Origin of the sequence: Streptantibioticus rubrisoli, assembly GCF_024436055.1 — a bacterium.
Classification (GTDB): domain Bacteria; phylum Actinomycetota; class Actinomycetes; order Streptomycetales; family Streptomycetaceae; genus Streptantibioticus_A; species Streptantibioticus_A rubrisoli.
Genome location: NZ_JANFNH010000004.1, coordinates 180,881 through 197,314 on the forward strand (window position 1 = coordinate 180,881; position 16,434 = coordinate 197,314).

At 70.1% G+C, this 16,434-nt stretch carries 16 protein-coding genes; 10 read left to right on the forward strand and 6 right to left on the reverse strand.

What is annotated here, in order from left to right; genetic code table 11:
- The first annotated feature begins 90 nt into the window (after positions 1-90).
- Positions 91-1,239 (forward strand): GNAT family N-acetyltransferase, encoded by a 1,149-nt coding sequence (locus tag NON19_RS07350; protein ID WP_255925835.1) that lies wholly within the window; start codon positions 91-93, stop codon positions 1,237-1,239.
- A 5-nt stretch (positions 1,240-1,244) separates the two neighbouring features.
- Positions 1,245-2,465: an ATP-grasp domain-containing protein gene (locus NON19_RS07355; protein WP_255925836.1), complete on the forward strand. Its 1,221-nt coding sequence runs from the start codon at positions 1,245-1,247 to the stop codon at positions 2,463-2,465.
- A gap of 32 nt (positions 2,466-2,497) precedes the next feature.
- On the opposite strand, the gene NON19_RS07360 is transcribed toward NON19_RS07355, so the two are convergent.
- From NON19_RS07360 to ribA, 4 genes are all read right to left on the reverse strand, one after another.
- Positions 2,498-3,313, reverse strand: coding sequence for a class I SAM-dependent methyltransferase (locus tag NON19_RS07360; protein ID WP_255925837.1), 816 nt, complete (start codon positions 3,311-3,313; stop codon positions 2,498-2,500).
- Between the two features lie 22 nt (positions 3,314-3,335).
- On the reverse strand, positions 3,336-4,190 hold the full coding sequence (locus NON19_RS07365) for a beta-keto acid cleavage family enzyme (protein WP_255925838.1): 855 nt from the start codon (positions 4,188-4,190) through the stop codon (positions 3,336-3,338).
- A gap of 62 nt (positions 4,191-4,252) precedes the next feature.
- Positions 4,253-4,723 (reverse strand): hypothetical protein, encoded by a 471-nt coding sequence (locus tag NON19_RS07370; RefSeq protein WP_255925839.1) that lies wholly within the window; start codon positions 4,721-4,723, stop codon positions 4,253-4,255.
- Between the two features lies 1 nt (position 4,724).
- Positions 4,725-5,354, reverse strand: coding sequence for a GTP cyclohydrolase II RibA (gene ribA / locus NON19_RS07375; protein WP_255925840.1), 630 nt, complete (start codon positions 5,352-5,354; stop codon positions 4,725-4,727).
- A gap of 409 nt (positions 5,355-5,763) precedes the next feature.
- Here ribA and NON19_RS07380 point away from each other — a divergent pair, with 409 nt between their 5' ends.
- The 4 genes from NON19_RS07380 to NON19_RS07395 all read left to right on the forward strand — a co-directional run bounded on the left by NON19_RS07380 (position 5,764) and on the right by NON19_RS07395 (position 10,548).
- Positions 5,764-7,059, forward strand: coding sequence for an ATP-binding protein (locus NON19_RS07380; protein WP_255925841.1), 1,296 nt, complete (start codon positions 5,764-5,766; stop codon positions 7,057-7,059).
- A gap of 74 nt (positions 7,060-7,133) precedes the next feature.
- Positions 7,134-8,729, forward strand: coding sequence for a gamma-glutamyltransferase (locus NON19_RS07385; RefSeq protein WP_255925842.1), 1,596 nt, complete (start codon positions 7,134-7,136; stop codon positions 8,727-8,729).
- Positions 8,730-8,769: 40 nt separating this feature from the next.
- Entirely contained in the window at positions 8,770-9,249 is a 480-nt protein-coding gene (gene ribC, locus NON19_RS07390) for a riboflavin synthase (protein WP_255925843.1), read from the forward strand.
- 102 nt (positions 9,250-9,351) lie between these two features.
- Positions 9,352-10,548 carry an MFS transporter gene (locus NON19_RS07395; protein ID WP_255925844.1) on the forward strand — a complete coding sequence of 399 codons (1,197 nt, stop codon included), beginning with the start codon at positions 9,352-9,354 and terminating at the stop codon, positions 10,546-10,548.
- Positions 10,549-10,587: 39 nt separating this feature from the next.
- Here the strand turns inward: NON19_RS07395 and NON19_RS07400 are convergent, their stop codons facing one another.
- Together NON19_RS07400 and NON19_RS07405 are read right to left on the reverse strand one after the other, a co-directional pair.
- On the reverse strand, positions 10,588-12,120 hold the full coding sequence (locus NON19_RS07400; RefSeq protein WP_255925845.1) for an amino acid adenylation domain-containing protein: 1,533 nt from the start codon (positions 12,118-12,120) through the stop codon (positions 10,588-10,590).
- Positions 12,117-13,199, reverse strand: coding sequence for a thioesterase domain-containing protein (locus tag NON19_RS07405; RefSeq protein WP_255925846.1), 1,083 nt, complete (start codon positions 13,197-13,199; stop codon positions 12,117-12,119). Before NON19_RS07405 ends, NON19_RS07400 begins: the two co-directional genes overlap by 4 nt.
- Positions 13,200-13,764: 565 nt before the next feature.
- Here NON19_RS07405 and NON19_RS07410 point away from each other — a divergent pair.
- Genes NON19_RS07410 through NON19_RS07425 form a run of 4 tightly spaced genes read left to right on the forward strand, consistent with a single transcriptional unit; the run spans position 13,765 to position 16,395 of the window.
- Entirely contained in the window at positions 13,765-14,418 is a 654-nt protein-coding gene (locus NON19_RS07410; protein ID WP_255925847.1) for a hypothetical protein, read from the forward strand.
- Between the two features lie 3 nt (positions 14,419-14,421).
- Positions 14,422-15,264: an NAD(P)-dependent oxidoreductase gene (locus NON19_RS07415; RefSeq protein WP_255925848.1), complete on the forward strand. Its 843-nt coding sequence runs from the start codon at positions 14,422-14,424 to the stop codon at positions 15,262-15,264.
- Positions 15,261-15,632, forward strand: a complete 372-nt coding sequence (locus NON19_RS07420; RefSeq protein ID WP_255925849.1) for a hypothetical protein — start codon at positions 15,261-15,263, stop codon at positions 15,630-15,632. Before NON19_RS07415 ends, NON19_RS07420 begins: the two co-directional genes overlap by 4 nt.
- Positions 15,625-16,395, forward strand: a complete 771-nt coding sequence (locus NON19_RS07425) for a type 1 periplasmic-binding domain-containing protein (protein ID WP_255925850.1) — start codon at positions 15,625-15,627, stop codon at positions 16,393-16,395. The genes NON19_RS07420 and NON19_RS07425 overlap by 8 nt, the downstream gene beginning before the upstream one ends.
- Positions 16,396-16,434 lie beyond the last annotated feature (39 nt).

The following is a 16,434-nucleotide window of genomic DNA, read 5'->3' on the forward strand; positions in this document are numbered from 1 at the left end:
TCTGCCGGCCAGTCGGCGCCCGGCCGACCAGCACGGTGCCGACGGTGCCGACCAACACAGTGATGTCGGCCAGCGAGGAGGGGGAGGGCCATGGGTGTCTCGGCGACCCCGGACCTGGCGATCCGCCGGGTTTCCGGTGTGAGATCACTGGATGACGCGCAATGGCGCCGGTTGGCGTTAGCCGACAGGGACTTCTACGCCAGCCCGAAGTGGCTGGCCGCGCAGGAGGAGTTCAGCGGCCGACCGCAGCACATGCTGGTCGCCGTCGAGAACGACGAAGTGGTGGCCGTGATGCCGTACTCGGCTCCTGACCACGAGTTCAACCAGTACTACGAGCCCCGCGCGCTGTGGGGTGACGGCGCCCCGGCGGCGAGCGGCCTGCTCCACCTCGGTGTCGGCCGGGGCTACTACAACCGCGTGCTGATGACCGGCGCCCAGGGCGGGGAGCGTACCGCCGTGACGGTCGCGCTCGCGGCCGAGTCGGACCGGCTGGCGCGGGAGACCGGCCGGTCAGTGGTGGCCCAGTACCTCCGCGAGGAGGAGGTCGACGAGGTCGTCACGCTGCTCGGTGGCGGGGCGGTGACCGTGGTGCCGGTAGCGCTCAACGCGGTGATCAGGTTGACCGGTGGGAACTTCGACGACTACCTCAACGGATTCGGGGCCCGTAAGTCCCGGCGCGGGCAGATAAGACATGAGCGCCGCGTGTTCGCCGAGGCCGGATACCAGCTGGGGCAGGAGTCGTTATGGGACTGCCATCGCGAACTGGCGCCGCTGGCGGTGCAGTTGCAGCACCGACACGGGCAGAGCGCCTCGGTGGAGGCGACCGAGCGGCTGCTGGCGTCCCAGGCGAACCACCTTGACGGCGTGGTCTTCACCTGTCGGCTCGGCCGGAATCTGGTGGCCTTCGCGCTGGCCTACCCATGGCATGACGCGCTCTACGTGCGCATGGCGGGGTTCGACTACCCGCGGCTGGTGGGCGCCTTCGAATACTTCAACCTCACCACGTATCTGCCGATCGACTACGCCTACCGCAACGGACTGCGCGAGATCCACCTCGGCATGGAGAGCTACCGTGGCAAGCTGCTGCGGCGCGCCGAACTCGAACCGCTGGTGACCGTCTTCGCGGCGGGGTCGGTCCCGGACCCGGACCGGTTGCGCGCCATGGCGTGGCAGCGCGTGCGTACGTGGGAGGACCAAGTCCCGGACCCGGCGGGCCTGTTCCGGCCGCGAGGAGGCTGATCACCTTGGCGAACGGCGCCAGACTGCTGGTGCTCGGGGCGGGGAACCAGCGCGAGCGGTCCTTCCACCGCTGGGCCGCCGACGGGCTACGGGTGACCCTCGTGGACGGCTTCTCCCACTCGCGCTACGACCACGTGGTGGAGCGCGCGGTTCCGTGGGACGTCCGCGACAGCGCGGTACCGGACCTGGACGCTCTGGCCGCGCTCGCCGCTGAACACCAGGGGGTCACCACACTCTCCGACGACTGCCAGATCACCACCGCGCTCGTCGCGGAACGGCTGGGGTGGCCGTCCGCCGGGGTGCCAGCCGCACGGCTGGCCCGGGACAAGAGCAGGCAACGCCTGGTCGCGGCCGAGCACGGACTGCCGACCGTGGCACACCACGCGGCCGGCGACCCGCGCGCGGTGGCCGAATTCGTCGAGGGGCGCGGGGGCCCCTGCGTGGTCAAGCCAGTGGGCGCGGGCGGCTCCGCGTCGGTGGCCAAAGTGGTGGGCGGCGAGCAGGCGCTCGTCGCGTGCGAGGTGATGCTCCAGCGCGGCCACCGGCTCTTCCTGGCCGAGGACTTCCTCATCGGGCCCGAGATCAGCTACGAGGGCGTGGTACGTGCCGGACGTCTGGTGCGGGCCTCGGTCACGGAGAAGGAAGTGGTGTCGGACGGCTGCTTCCTGGAGCGCCAGCACCTGGTCACCGCCCCCGGACCGCTGGACGAGCCGGAAGCACATCGCGGCGTCCACGCCCTGGCCGGTGGCCTGGTCCGTGCCTTCGGTGTTGCCGACGCCGTCATCCACCTGGAAGCCAAACTCACCGGCCAGGGACCCGTTCCGGTGGAGATGGCGGTGCGCCCGGCCGGGGACTGCATCCCCGAACTGGTCGAACGCACCCACGGCCGGGACCTCTACGGCCACTTGGCCGCGTTGGCGCTGGGCCGACCGGCGCCGCCCGACCTGCCGACCGACGCGGACGCCTCGGTCGCGGGGGTGCGCTTCTGCGTCGGCCGGGGCCGGGTCACCGGTTACGCCCGGCCCGCCGATGTCCTGCGAGGTCTGGAGACGGTACGCATCGCGGTGCAGTCCGGCCAGGTGGGGCGGTGGTACGGCGAGCCAGCGGGCAACTGGGACAGGGTCGGCTATGTGCTGGGGTGGGGTGCGGACCGTTCGATTGTGGAGAAGGAGTTGGCGATCGCCTGCGACCGCCAACTCTCCCTTGCCGGGCTGTCAGATGGATGAACGACCCGGCCCGGACCTTCCGTTGCCTGCCCCTACGCGCGCAGCACCATGAACGTGCTCGCATGCACCAACTCGACTTCCGCGCCGACACCGCCGAGCGCCTCGGTGAGCGTCGCGACCGCCTCGTGTTCTTCCGGCCGGTCCGTCGACCAGGGCCCGCCGCTCGCCACCCACCATGTCGCATAGGCGGGTGCGGACATGGTGTGGTGGCGTTCCACGAGGAAGACGTCCTCCACGCTGAAGCCGCTGGCACCGGCCAGTTCGGCCACCTGCGCGTCGGTCGTCCGCCGCCGGTTGAAGTCAGCGCGGTCACCAGGGGGCAGCACCGCGCGCGTCGCCTCCTCGATCCTGCGGTCGAACGCGTCAGCCGCGGCCGTCCGTCCGGCCATGGCGGCGCAGAGCACGCCCCCGGGCGCCAGGAGACGGCGGATGCGGGTGAAGCAGCGGGAGTACTCGGGGTAGAGCCAGTGCAGGGCGGCGTTGCTGAACACCGCGTCGTAGCGGCCTTCTACCGCACCGGCCGGGGACCCCGCGTCGCGGTCGTGGCCGTCGGCGCCGCCTTCGTCAAGGAAGGAGCCGAGTCTGAACTCCACCCGGTCCTGCGGCAGGCCCCGGTCGCGGGCGCGTCGCAACATCTCCGCGGAGACGTCCAGGGCGGTGATCCGGGCCTGCGGAAGGACGCCTAGCAGTTCCTCGGTCAACGCGCCGGTCCCACAGCCGAGTTCGTAGGCGCGGCGTACCGTGTCAGGGCGCGGGTGGAGCCGTGCCACCATGCTCGCGTTGCGCTGCTGCAGCCGCGTGGTGGCCTTGTCGTACGCCTCCGGGGTGTGCCAGCGGTGGTCGGTCATGGCGGGCGTCCAGCCTGACCCGTCAGGCCCGGTCCACGGGTTTCAAACCGATGATCGCGCGTGTCTGGGCGGGCGTGCTGGGTTCGCGGCCCATTTCGCGCGCTATGCGCACCGCCCGCTCCACCAGACGCGGATTGGTGGCGTCCGACTTGTCCCGCCAGTCGTAGTACGGGTTGTCCTCCAAGCCCACCCTGATGTGGCCGCCCAACGCGGCGGCCAGGGTGTTGGCGCGGGTCTGGAAGCGGCCGATGCCAGCCAGCGACCACGTCGTACCCTCCGGCAGTCCGGCCAGCACAGCGGCCACGTTGGCCGCACTGAGGTCGGCGGTGCCGCGCGAGCCGAGCAGGACGTTGGCGTAGAAGGGGGGACGCAGAATGCCCTTGTCGGCCAGGAAACAAGCGTAGTTGGCCATGCCCACGTCGAAGACCTCCAGTTCGGGGACGATCTCCCGCTCCCGCATCGCCTCAGCGAGTCCCTCGATGGTCTGGGGTGAGTTGATGGACGGCCCGGTCGGAAAGTTCATCGAGCCCAGGGTGAGCGAGGCCATCTCCGGCCTGCCGGGGCCGCTCACGGTCAGCGACGCCGCGCGCTTGTCCAGTTCTGACCAGTTCCGCCCGCTCGTGGTGACCACCACCACGATGTCCGGTACCTCGGCGACGACCGCCTGGCAGATCTGCTGGAACCGCTCCGGACGCCAGGTGGGCTCCTCGTCGTCGTCGCGGGCGTGCAGATGCACCATGGAGGCTCCCGCCTCACGGCAGCGGCGTACGTCGGCCGCTATCTCCTCGGGCGTGAGCGGCACGGCCGGTACCTTGGAGCGGCGTGGGACCATGCCGGTCGGACAGAGGTTGACGATGAGCTTGTCGGCGGGGTTCACGGGCGTAACACCTGCTTCCGGACTAGGAGTTGGCGTTGGTGCCGCAGTGGGCTCGCGTCGGCTCACAGTGCGCACCAGGCGTCGGCCCCGTCACCGGGGCGCACTGTGCCGACCTGCACGGACCAGCGGAAACGTCGTTCCCCGTGCTGTTCCACCAGGACGTTGCCAGGGCCGTCCCCCGGTGACAGCAAGACCACGTCTCCTCGCTGGCAGGCACTGCGCGGTGGGCGGCCGCGCCAGGTGTAGCGGCCGACATCGGGGTCGTGCGCCCACAGGCCACGGGCCTCGTCGGCGAACCGCCGCAAGCTCGGCGGAGGATCGGCGAACAGGCGCTCGCGCCACGACCAGTCGCGCCACAGCCAGTACGCGCAGAACCGCTCCGGTGCCGCACGGCTGCGCAGGACCCGGTAGTCGAGGAGTCCGGCAGGCGGCCGCAGCGAAATCGCCCGCGCCAGCCGGGAGTTGAGCCGGGCGAGCTGATCACCGCTGCGCGCGTCAAGGGCCCGTTGGAACCCCAGAACAGCGGTGGCCACCTCAGCCCGCCTTGTGGGCGGAGTCGGTGAGGGGACCCAGGCTCCCCAGGTGCCCGAGGACGTTGTCCTTGGTCTTCAGATAGTCGATGTTGCTCGGCGTGACGAAGCCGCCGTGCGGCACCCGTTCCACCGCGAAACCGGCCTGCTCCAACGCGGCGATCTTCAAAGGGTTGTTGGTGGCCAGCCGAAGCCGGGAGACGCCGAGCGCGCGCAGAGTCTCGGCGGCGCTGGTGTAGTCGCGGCTGTCCACCGGGAGTCCGAGGGCGCGATTGGCCTGCACGGTATCGAGCCCTTGCTCCTGCAGGGCGTAGGCACGGATCTTGTTCGCCAGGCCGATTCCCCTGCCCTCGTGGTCCAGCAGATACAGCAGGATTCCATGGTCGCTGGCGAGCACCGCGTCCAACGCGGCGGACAGTTGCGCCCCGCAGTCGCAGCGCAGCGAGCCGAGAATGTCCCCGGTGGCGCAGGCGCTGTGCAGGCGCACCAACGGGTCGGCCTCGTCGGCGACGGCGGTCCGGTGCACCGCCGCCATGACCCGCTCAGGTCCTGACGCCCCGTCGCCGAACACGTGCAGTCCTACTTCACCGCCTCTCACGGGCAGGGTGCAGTGAGCCTGAAGCGTGATCGGCACGGTTCCCCCATGGGTGTGAAGAGGTCGCGGCCAGGCAAGGGCTGTTGCGTCTGTTGGCGGGGCCTGACTCCCGGATCGTCAGCCGACATCGGCTCGTGGCCGCGTGAAAACTCGTCGTACGGACAACACCGTTGATTCACGCTACAAAAGACACGCGCTCCGCTGAACACCGATGAGAAGCATGACCCGAACATGTCGTTGGCATATGGATCCTTATGCTTAGGATCTGGTGCAATTCGCTTGACAGTGGCATTTACCAGGCCCCGCTGGGGAGTTGCTTCGGCCATTGTCGACTGAGCCCGATGGGCCCCTCGCCGTTGGCGCGGTGGACGTCCTCACGGTCGTGGCACCGTCATGTCAGCGTCGTTACTACACCGTCGTTACCTACACCCAGGAGGCAGAGGCAGTGGTGACCGAGGTACTTCTGCTGCGCAGCGGCAATCCGCGACGCCTGACCGAGCCCGTGTGGCGCGACACCTTGCGACTGTGTGCGGACGCGGGTGTTCCGGTGCTCAGCACGCCGCCTGATCCGCCCGGCGGCCCGGAGGAGGACCTGCCCCCAGGGCTGCTCACCCTGGTTCCGGAGGCGGCCGAACCGGACGAGGTCGCCGCCCTGCTGGCCGAACACGATCCGGCCCGGATCGTGCACTGCGCCGACCCGGACGCGCTGGTACGGCGGGACGTCGAGGCGGCCCGCCGCCATCGGCACCTGCGCGGCGAGGGAGCCGACGCCGACCGGGACGCCGCCGGGTTCGACACCCTTCTGCACAAGGGCCGCTCCCGGGATCTGTGCGAGCGGATCGGTATCGGCATCCCGGAGGGCGGGTGGGGCCCGGCTGGTGAGCCGCTGCTGCGGCGCCGCGCGGCGACGCTGCTGGAGAACAGCGGGCGGATCGTCCTCAAGGACCCCGTGGGCTGGGCGGGCCGGGGGCAGAGCGTGGTCCGCCGTCCGCAGGAGTTGGCCCGCGCCCTGGACGCCATGGGCGACAGGCCCGTGGTGGCGGAGGCGTTCGTCTCGGGGGAGGAGGTCAGCGTCGAGGTCCTCTGCCTGGGCGGCGGTGCGGGAATGGTGCTGGGCTGGGCGCTCAAGGGCGGCACTGACGAAGGCGGGCACCCCTTGCACCGGTTGCGTCTGGCCCCCGCCGGGCCGGTGCCCGCCGTGCTGGGCACCGAGGCCATGCGCCTGTGCGCGGCGGCGGGTTACCAGGGAATGGCGGAGGTCGAGTTCGTCGTCGGGGACGACGGCGAAGCCCGGGTGCTGGAGTGCAATCCGCGGGTCAGCGCCATCTCCCGCACGTTCGCCGCGGCCAACGGCACGTCGTCGACCGAACTGGCGGTGCGATCGGCGTTGTACGGCGCCGACGGCCTGCCGGAACCGGCACGGCTGGAGACGGCGGAACGGGTCCTCCCCGCCAGCCTGCCCCCGGACGTGCTGGCCGGGCTCGCCGCCGCCCCCGGGGTGGCATGGGTGCATCCGGTCACCGACGCCTTCCAGCCGCGCGTCCTGCTGGGCGGTGTCGCGGGAGAGGGGCAAGTCGACCGCGGGGTACGGCAGTTGGCCCGACTCACCGGTATCGACCTGGCCGAGCCGCTGGAGGGACGGCGGGCCACCGCGCGGCGGCTGACCGCCGCGCTCGACGGGTTCCAGCGATCGCTTGCCGCCGGGAATGCCTCCGCCTATTCTCCGGATCACGGAGATCACTGAGGCTTGATCACCAAGGGGGGCGCTGTGAACCAGCGGTTGACGCGACGGCCCGGCACAGCGGAAGGCCGCTTACCGTGCGAGTGATCCTGAGGGAACGTCAGCAGTGGGGCAACCGGGCGCTGGCGTCGACCGGTTCCTCGCTCGCCACCTTCGCCGCGCTCACCGTCATGGAAGAGGGCGGCACCGCCTTCGACGCGGCGATCACCGCCTCGGCCTTGCTCACCGTGTGCATGCCGATGGCATCCGGCCCGGGAGGCGACGCCGCCGCGGTGCTCCACGTCAGCGGAAAGACCGAGCCGCTGGCGTTGACCAGCTTAGGACGCGCGCCCCGTGCGGCCGACCCGGAGGCGTTCCGCACCCGCGGGCTGACGACCGTACCGCGCACGGGCATTCTCTCCGCGACCACCCCGGCTCTCGTCGACGCCTGGTACGCCGTGCACGAGAGCCTCGGCACCAGGCCGTTGGAGCACCTGCTGCGCCCCGCGGTACGTGCCGCCGCCGAGGGCGCCCCCGTGACCGGCCAACTCCAGCGCTGGGCACAGGCGAATCTCGCAGTGCTGGAGCAGCCGGAGTTCCAGCGGACCTACACCGCCGCGGCACAGCCCGACGCGGTGGGGACGAGACTGCGCCAGCCGGGGCTCGCGCGGCTGTACACCATGGTCGGGCGGCTCGGCGCGGAGGACTTACGCCAGGAGGTCGGCACCGAACTCGACGCCGTCAGCGCGCAGTTCGGCGGCCTGCTGGCGTCGGGGGACATGACCCGGTCCCACGCGCGGATCGACTCCGCGCGGACCCTGGAGATCGCCGGGCACCAGATCGCCGTTCCCCCCGCTCCCACGCAGGGGCCGCTGATGTTGCAGAACCTGGCTCTGTACGCCCCGCTGGCTCCGGAGGAGGGCAGCCACCGCGCGGCGGGGATACACCTACTGGCCGAGGTCTTCAACCAGACCTTCGGCTGGCGGCTGAAGCACCTGCGCGACCCAGAGGCCGGCACCGCCGCTCCCGACCCGCTCGCCCCGCAGACGCTGGCCGAGTTGAGCCGGGGCATCGATCCGGACAAGCGCAGCCCCTGCCGCTACGCCGGTCACTACTCGCACGGCGACACGACCCATTTCGTGCTCGCCGACCGGTTCGGCAACGCCGTCACCTGGGTGCAGAGCCTGGGGCTGGGCTTCGGCGCGGGCGTCGGGGTCCCCAAGCTGGGACTGCTGTTGTGCAACCGCCTCGGCCGCAGCGCCACGCTCAGCGCCGGACACGCCAACCGGGTGCGTCCCGGGGCCCGGCCGGTCAACACGATCTTCCCCTGGACGATCAGTGACGGGCGGACGGCGCTCCGCCTGGGCGGAACGCCCGGCGGTGACGGCCAGTGCCAGTGGAACACGCAGGTGGCCGCCGGACTGCTCTTCGACCGCGCCACGCCGCTGCGCGCCTTGTCCCTGCCGCGCTGGACCTACTTCCCCGGCAGCGACAAGATCGAGGCCGGACGACGGGAGCAGCTCCATGCCGATGAGACGCTGGAGGAGTCCACGGTCGCCGAACTGGAGCGCCGTGGACACGAGATGGTGCGCAAGGCGAGCGTCGGCGGCGCCAACAGACTGCTGGAAGCGGGTTCCGGCGCCCTGTACGGACTGGACGACGGACGGCAGGAGGGCCTGACCGCCGCCTGCTGACCCGGCTTGCGAGGCCGGGCTTAGGAAACGAGGAGGAGCAGTGGACCGGATCGGTGTCGTCGACACCATGTTCGCCTGCATCGACATGGGGTCGATCGCCGAACGCAGGCTGTCGGAGCTGGAGGGCTACGGCGAACGCTTCGAGGTGGTGCGGCGCACCGTACCGGGCTTCAAGGACCTGGCGGTCGCCGCCCGCCGCCTGATCGAACGCGACGGCTGTGCCATCGTGGTCGCCTGCGGTATGCCGGGCGGCGCGGACCTGGACGAGATGTGCGCCCACGAGGCGTCCCAGGGCATCATGATGGCGCAGGTGCTGACGGGCACGCACATCCTTGAGGTGTTCGTCCACATGCGCGAGGAGTCGGACCCGGACAAGTTCGCCACGTTGTGCCACAACCGCGTGGCGGACCACGCCCTCAACGCCTACCGGATGCTGTACGCCCCCGAGGAACTGCGCAAGCGAGCGGGCCAGGGCATCCGGCAGGGCGGCGAGGATGTGGGGCCGTTGGCCGTGCGCTGAGCCGTGGCGGAGCACACCAGCGGCCGGAAGGAACGGCGGACCCCGCCTGGGCGCCGCGGCATCAGCACTTCGTCGCCTGACACCGCCCGGGCGGTGGAACGGATGAGCGGCCGGTTTCACGCACTGATGTCGTGCCTGTTCCTGTCGAGCCTGGGAATCGGGATGGTGTTCCCGCTGACCAGCATCTACGTCAGCGACGTTCTCGGGTTGGGCCCGGCCGGTGCCGGGCGGTACTTCATCGCCATGGCCGTCGCGAGCTGCACCGCCGCGATCTCCGGCGGCCCGCGCGCGGACCGCCGGGGGGCGGCCGTCGGCGCGGTGGGCTGCGGGTCGCTGGTGACGGGGTACGCGGTGCTGGGCGCTGCCCACGGGACGGTGGCGGTGGCGGCCGCCGGTGCCTTCGCCGGTATCGGCTTCGGGTTGCAGTACGCCGCCATCACCGAGGTGGTCAACGGCCTGGTGCCCGAATCGCTGAACCGCCGCGCCTTCACCGTCCGGCATGTGATGACCAACGTCGGTATGGGACTTGGCGGCGCGCTCGGCGGCCTGCTGCTACTCACCGGCGAGCGCGACAGTGGCACGCTGCGGCTGCTGTACGAGGGCAGTGCGGCCGCGTCCGTGCCGCTGGCCGTCGCCTTCTGGGCGCTTCGGCGGCGCGGACGGACCAGCGGCGAACGCCGCGGGCGGCGTGCGGACCCGGTCAGCTACCGAGGTCTGCTGAGCGACCGACGGCTCGTCTTCCTACTGCTGAGCCAGGCGGTGCTGGCCGGTGCCGGATTCACTCAACTGGAGTCCTCCGTACCGTGGTTGTTGAACCACTGGATGTCCATCGGGCTCCCCGGAGTGAGCGCGCTCATCGCCTGTAACGCGTTCGCCTTGCTGGTGCTGCAACGGCCGGTGGGGGCGTTGTGCGAACGGCTGCCGGAGTCGGTCGCCCTGGTGGCCGCGCCTGCCCTGTGGTGCCTCGCCTTCGGGTTCGGTGCCGTGGCGGCGCTGTGCGAAACCCCGTACCGGCAGGTCGCGCTGGCAGGGTTCGCGGTGGCCTTCGCTTTGGGGGAGGTCTGCTACTCGTCCGCCTTCTTTCCGCTGCTGGTGCGCTTCGCGGGCGAGTCGGCCCTGGGCAGAGCTGGTGCGCTGGCCTCCTTGGGGTGGAGCGCGGGCACCGCGACCGGTCCTCCGCTGGGGCTGGCGCTCATCGGGGGCCACGGCGCGGTGGCGGGTTGGCTGCTCCTCGTCGCCGGGTCCGTACTCGCCTGCCTGCCGCCCGCGCTCGTGCATTTCTCATCCACCGCCGAATGAGCCGCAGCCCAACTCCCCTGACTGCGACGCGGGTTGGGATCACATGGCGTTGGCGAGACGTCCGCGGTCCAGCTTCCCGGAGGGAGTGAGCGGGATCTCCGGCACGACGGTGAACCGGTTGGGCACCATGTGCGCGGGAAGCACCAGGGCGCAGGCGTCCCGGAGCCGGGCGGACACCTCGGACGCGGCACCGCCGGTGGAACCGTCGCTGAGAACGACGAAGACGACCAGCAGGTGCTCCCCGCGCCCCACCGCCTCGACACAGGCCACGGCGTCCACCACGTCGGCCTGACCGCGCACCGCGGCTTCCACCTCGCCGAGTTCTATCCGGAACCCGCGCAGGTTCACCTGCCGGTCAACCCGGCCGAGGTACTCGAAGCCGCCGTCGGGCAGTTGCCGCCCCAAGTCACCGCTGCGGTACCACCGTTGGGCGACGCCGCCCACCGTGCGGATGGGGAACCGCTCGGCGGTGAGGTCGGGCCGATTGTGGTATCCAAGGGCGAGACTGGAACCGCTGACGTGGATCTCGCCGACCTCCCCGCGGGGAACGGGTTGCCCGTCGGGGTCCAGCAGAGCGATGGCCAGATGCCGCAGCGGGGCGCCGATCCTCGTGCCACCGCTGTCGGCGGCGACGTCGTCAGGGGTCACCTCATGGAAGGTGACGTGGACGGTGGTCTCCGTGATGCCGTACATGTTGACCAGCCGCTCACGGCCGTCGCTCAACCGGAACCAGTCGCGTACCGACGCGTGGTCCAGTGCCTCTCCGCCGAAGACCACGTAACGCAGTGACAGGTCGACGCGGCTGCGCGGATAGGCCTTCACCAGGTATTTGAAGCTGCTTGGCACCTGGCTCAGGATGGTGACCCGCTGTGCCGCGACTGTTTCCAGCAGCTCGGCCGGCCGCCGGGTGGCGTCCTTGGGCACCACGACCACACGTCCGCCGAAAAGCAGGGCGCCCCAGATCTCCCATACGGAGAAGTCAAAACTGTAACTGTGCGACCAGGCCCACACGTCATCACTGCCGATCTCCATGTGTTCCTGGACCGACCGGAACAGTTCCAGGACGCTGCTCTCCGCCACGCACACACCCTTCGGCGTGCCGGTGGAGCCGGAAGTGTAGATGATGTAGGCGGCGGTTTTCGCCGCGAGTGTGGCGCGTGACCCGTGGTGCCGCTGCGGCGGACAGTCGTCCGGGAGCACTCTGTGCACCGTTTCCGGCAGCCCCGCCACGTCCTGGCCGCCGATGACCGTGTTCACGCCGCTGTCCGACACCATGAACTCAAGCCGGGCCGCCGGGTATTCGGGGTCGAGCGGTACGTACGTGCAGCCCCGGGAGAGCACCGCCACTATCGAGGCAATGACCCTCCAGCCCTTCTCCAGGCAGATTCCCACCCGGTCACCCGGTTTCACCCCGGCGGCCGAGAGTTGCTCGCCGATCCTGTCGGAGTGGTCCAGCAGGGCCGCGTAGGTGATGTCCTCCCCGCGATCCGTCACGGCGACGGCGGCCGGATTCTCCTGAACTCGCGCGAGAAACTCCCGAAAGAGAGTCGTGGTACCGCTGAGCTTGTTCACGAGGCCGCCCCGATCGTGCTGGCCTTCTGGATGGCAGCGGCGATGATGCCCACATTCGGCGGGTCCATGAGTTCGCGATGCGGGCCGGGAACCGATATCCGTGTCACTGCCTTTCCGGTCACCTCGCGCCACCACAGATCGTCGGGTACGCCCGTGCGGTCGATCGAGCACACGGTGACGTCCGCCTCGATCGGTCCGGGGTCGGGGACGTACGCCGCCAGCGCCCGTACGTGGGCCTCGATCACCCGTAGCAGCCGTTCCAGATCGGTCACCCGGAACGTCGCGGGCAGCAGGGCCCTCGCCTTCGACTCCTGGTAGAGCCGCTCCAGCCCCTGCTGACGGTCGTACCCCAGGAACGTCCGCAGGTCCCAGCCGCCTCCGAGGGAGGCGGCCAGCATCTGCAGCGGCGTCAGCTCCTCCCCGCCCAGGCGCCGCAGGTGCTCGGGGACGGGCAGCAGACTGTCCACGAGGACCAGGGAGCGCACCGGCACCGACCGCGCTTCCAGCAGCCTGGTCATCTCGTAGGCGATCGTGGCGCCCATGGAATAGCCGACCAGAACGATTTCCTCCGCACGGGCTTGAAGTTCGGCCGCGTACTGGTCAGTCAGAAGTGCGATGGAATCGCACGGCTCTTCTCCGGCCAACAGGCCAGGCGCCTGGAAGGCTTTTACCGTTGTCCCCGGGGAAAGTGCCTGGGCAAGGGTTTGGTAGCGCATCGCCGTACCCAGGATGGAATGGACGCAGACCACGGTGGGGCTGCCACCCGTGGTCAGTTCGGCCAGCCGTTGCGGACGCCCTTCGGCCGGAATCCGGTGCAGTGCGTCGGTGATTCCCGCGACGGTTCCGTCGGGGAACAGCGCCGCCAGCGGAACCTCTCGGCCCAACTCTTCCCGAATCGCGTCCTGAAGTTGCAGCGCGAGGAGCGAGTGGCCGCCGAGATCCATGAAGGAGCGGTCGTTCGGTATCTCCTTCAGCCCCAGCAGTTCCCGGAACACCGCTGTCACCTGGACTTCGACGGGGTCGCGCATGCGGGACGCACGAGGAGCGGGGAGTTGTTCCGGGCGGAGCTCTGGTGCCATGGCTGAGATGTTTCCTTCCGACAGGCGTGACAGCGCACCGAGGGGAAAGCGAGGGATCCTTCAGAGGTCAGCGGACTTGGATGCCCGGCCCATGGGGTCGGTGTGCCCGCGCTCCGTGCCGCTGACAAAGGCCACGCGAACCCGTCCCCAGGGTTGGCGCCGCGCCGCGGCCCCAAGGGCAGCGCGGTCCCCCTCGGCTGCCCGTGTCAAAATCCCGGTCAGCGTAGCCCCGGAAAAGCGGAATGCCAATAACTCAGTTGTGATGACGCGAGGGAAACGGACTTTGCTCCCATAGTGGGGTGGCGATGAAGGTCCCTCGAAATAGGCCTGGCGTGCGGCCAGATGACTGGATATAAACTCAAAGTGCAGCGCAAGCAACACCATCGCAACAGTCGGGTGTCGTCTTGCCTCGATGCCATACCTTCTGTCGCGGCGTGCGCCCAGGCGGCCGGCCGAGAAGGCGGCTGAGGCTTGCGGGTTCTGTCCGCAGCGGACCATCGCCCCATCATCACTGGCCAGCCACAAGGCCTGGCGGCATCGCCCATGTCCCAAGGAGTGATCAGCTATGGCAATGGATGTTGAGGACTTCATCCACGAACTAGAGGAAGAGAACGAGGCCTACTTCACCGACCTCCCGGACTCGGACACCACCTACTGGCCCGAGCAGATGGACGCGGCTGCCGCGGCTGAGGCGCTCAAGCCCCGTTGGTTCAACGAGATCCGCGGTGTGGAAATCATCGGACGGTTCATCGGGCGCGTTCCGGACAACAGCCTCAAGGCGCTGGTGGGTCGCCAGGTGGGCGACGAGGCGAAGCACGCGCGGCACTGCCGCCGCCGCATCGAGGCCTTGGGGAGCAGTGTCCTGGACTACCAACCGTCCAAGGAGCAGTTGCGCTTCGGTGACCTGCTCGACTCCTACGCCTACCCGGAGGAGTTCTTCTCGGCGCAGCAGCTCACCGTCGAGACCCAGAGCATCAAGCGCAACGAGAAGGCGCTGGCGCGCTTCGACCCTGAGACGGCCTCGATGTTCGCCAAGCACATCAACCCTGACGAGCGGTTCCACGCCCGCCTCGGCTACCTGGGACTGCAGGTGTTCGCGCGCACGACCGCGGCTCAGGACCGGGCCCGCCGTGCCGCCGCGGAGATCCGCGAGGCGCATGTGGCGATGGTTCGGGCGCACAGCCAACACATGCTCGCCAGCGGCTACTTGGGCAGCTGACGCGTGTCGCAGACCAAGCCGCCGAAAGGGCGGACCGTCGGTGTCCTGGGGATGGGGGCGGTCGGCCGTGCCGTGGCGGCGAGACTCACCGCGTCGGGCTTTCCCGTGGTGGCCGGTGACCAGGAAGACGAATCCCGGGTGCTGGACGCCGCCGACGGGCTGTTAGTCACCGCCCTGACCCACGGCACACAGACCCATGCCGTCCTGGCAGGCGGCGGCGTGCGCTGCGCCGAGATGCTGGACCTCACAACTCACTCCCCGCACAGCGCGGCACGGTGCCGCCAGACCGCCGAGGCCCGCGGCATCCGCTATCACGGCGGCGGACTCACCGGCGGAGCCCGTCAGGTGGGTGAGGGAACCGCTGTCCTGCTGGTCGGGCCGGAGCCCACCGAAGGTGTGCTGACGACCTGTCAGGTACTCGGCACCGTGCTGACGTTCGGCTCAGCCGAGCAAGGCGCGTTGGCCAAGCTGCTGCACAACTGGGTGCTGATCGTCCAGCAGTGGGCCGTTGCCACCGCGCTCGCGGAAGCGGACGCGCAGGGGCTCACCGGCCTGGTCGACGTCCTCGCGTCCGGGACGGCGGGACGGCCCGTACCCGAGTGGTCGACGGTCCGGGACTGGGACGCCGACCAGCCCGCCTCCACCTATCTCAGCCGCCTGGTCGCCAAGGACCTGCGCGAACTGCGCGTCTCAGCCCCCGTGGTACGGGACGCGGGCGCGGCCGTGATGGATCAGTTCGACCGAGTCTTCTCCGCTGAAGACGACCGCCCCTACACCGCCGCCCTGGCCGTACACCTGGCTCGGGCATCCGCTGTGTCCGCCGATGGAGACCAAGGACCTTCATGACGACATCCGACCTCGACCGCGGCGCTGTGGCCGCGGCCCTCACCGCTCCGGAACTGGACATACGCGAACGGCTGCAAAGCCGGTTCGACGAACTCGCCGCCGACTCCTCGGCACGGGAGATCCTGCGCTGGTACGGAATGGAGCATCTGCTGGACGACGACGGCGGTGAACGGCGCGTCTTCGACCTGGCGGCCGCCGTGCACCACCTGGAGAACGCCCTTGACGGCGACCGCGCCGCGCTGCCGAAGGTCGAACTGATGGAACCCGACGACATCGCACGCCACCCCGGCTTCGACGACGTGGAGCAGGAGATCCTCGACGAGGAGGAGTTCCTCCTCGCGCTGCGCAGGAGTCTGCGCGATGGGTGACACGGATCGCCCCGAGTGGTTCTGGGAGTTGGCGGTGGCGGTCAACGCCGCCTTCAAGGGGCTGCTGGGCAGCATGGGGGAATCCGGCCACATCTGCGCCCGCACCGACGCCGCCCAGGGTGAGGTGCCGGTCGAAGAGGGCTGGCCGGCCGCGGTCGAGCGGATGGTCGACCTGGCCGCGCCGTACCTGCAGGACGGTGACGTTCTCGTCGTGGCGGACAAGGTGGTGGCCGCGGCACTGGGCCGCGTCGGACCCGGTGCCGTGCTGGCCGAGCCGGATCCGAAGACCGTGCCCGCCGCGGAACTCGGCAGCGTGGCCGAGCACTGGACTTCACGGCTCGGCTTCCCGGTCAGTGTGCAGCACCTGCTCCTCGCGGACGAGTACCCCGAGCAGCGCTGCACGCTGGGCACGGACGACCCCAACCTGCGCTGCGCCGAACTCGCCTCGGCGGTGCGGGAGCGGCTCGGCCGTGAGGTGGACTGCGTGATCTCCGATACGGACACCGGCCTGGACACCCGAACCCCGCTCATCGGGACGCTCACCATCGGTGCCACGCCCATCGGCGCGAGCGCCGGGCTCAACCTCTACGAGGCCATGCGCTGCGCGGTCGCCGCCGAGTTCGCCCGCGGCCACCGCAGGAGGATCCCCGTTGTCGTCTGCCACCCCGCTGATCGGCGGCGCAAGCGACCCGGGATCGGCCAACAGCGCTCCTACACCGGCTTTCTCGACGCCGACCGCGAGCCCGGGCTGGCCCACGCATGAGCGCCCCGGGACGTCACCTGGTGTGGGAAGGCCGCTTCC

What these genes read in the sequence shown, in the direction of transcription:
- NON19_RS07420 (WP_255925849.1), top strand. Translation starts at nt 15,261, where the DNA reads ATGACGACATCCGACCTCGACCGCGGCGCTGTGGCCGCGGCCCTCACC.
- NON19_RS07410 (WP_255925847.1), top strand. Translation starts at nt 13,765, where the DNA reads ATGGCAATGGATGTTGAGGACTTCATCCACGAACTAGAGGAAGAGAAC.
- NON19_RS07350 (WP_255925835.1), top strand. Translation starts at nt 91, where the DNA reads ATGGGTGTCTCGGCGACCCCGGACCTGGCGATCCGCCGGGTTTCCGGT.
- NON19_RS07395 (WP_255925844.1), top strand. Translation starts at nt 9,352, where the DNA reads ATGAGCGGCCGGTTTCACGCACTGATGTCGTGCCTGTTCCTGTCGAGC.
- NON19_RS07405 (WP_255925846.1), bottom strand. Translation starts at nt 13,199, where the DNA reads ATGGCACCAGAGCTCCGCCCGGAACAACTCCCCGCTCCTCGTGCGTCC.
- NON19_RS07425 (WP_255925850.1), top strand. Translation starts at nt 15,625, where the DNA reads ATGGGTGACACGGATCGCCCCGAGTGGTTCTGGGAGTTGGCGGTGGCG.
- NON19_RS07360 (WP_255925837.1), bottom strand. Translation starts at nt 3,313, where the DNA reads ATGACCGACCACCGCTGGCACACCCCGGAGGCGTACGACAAGGCCACC.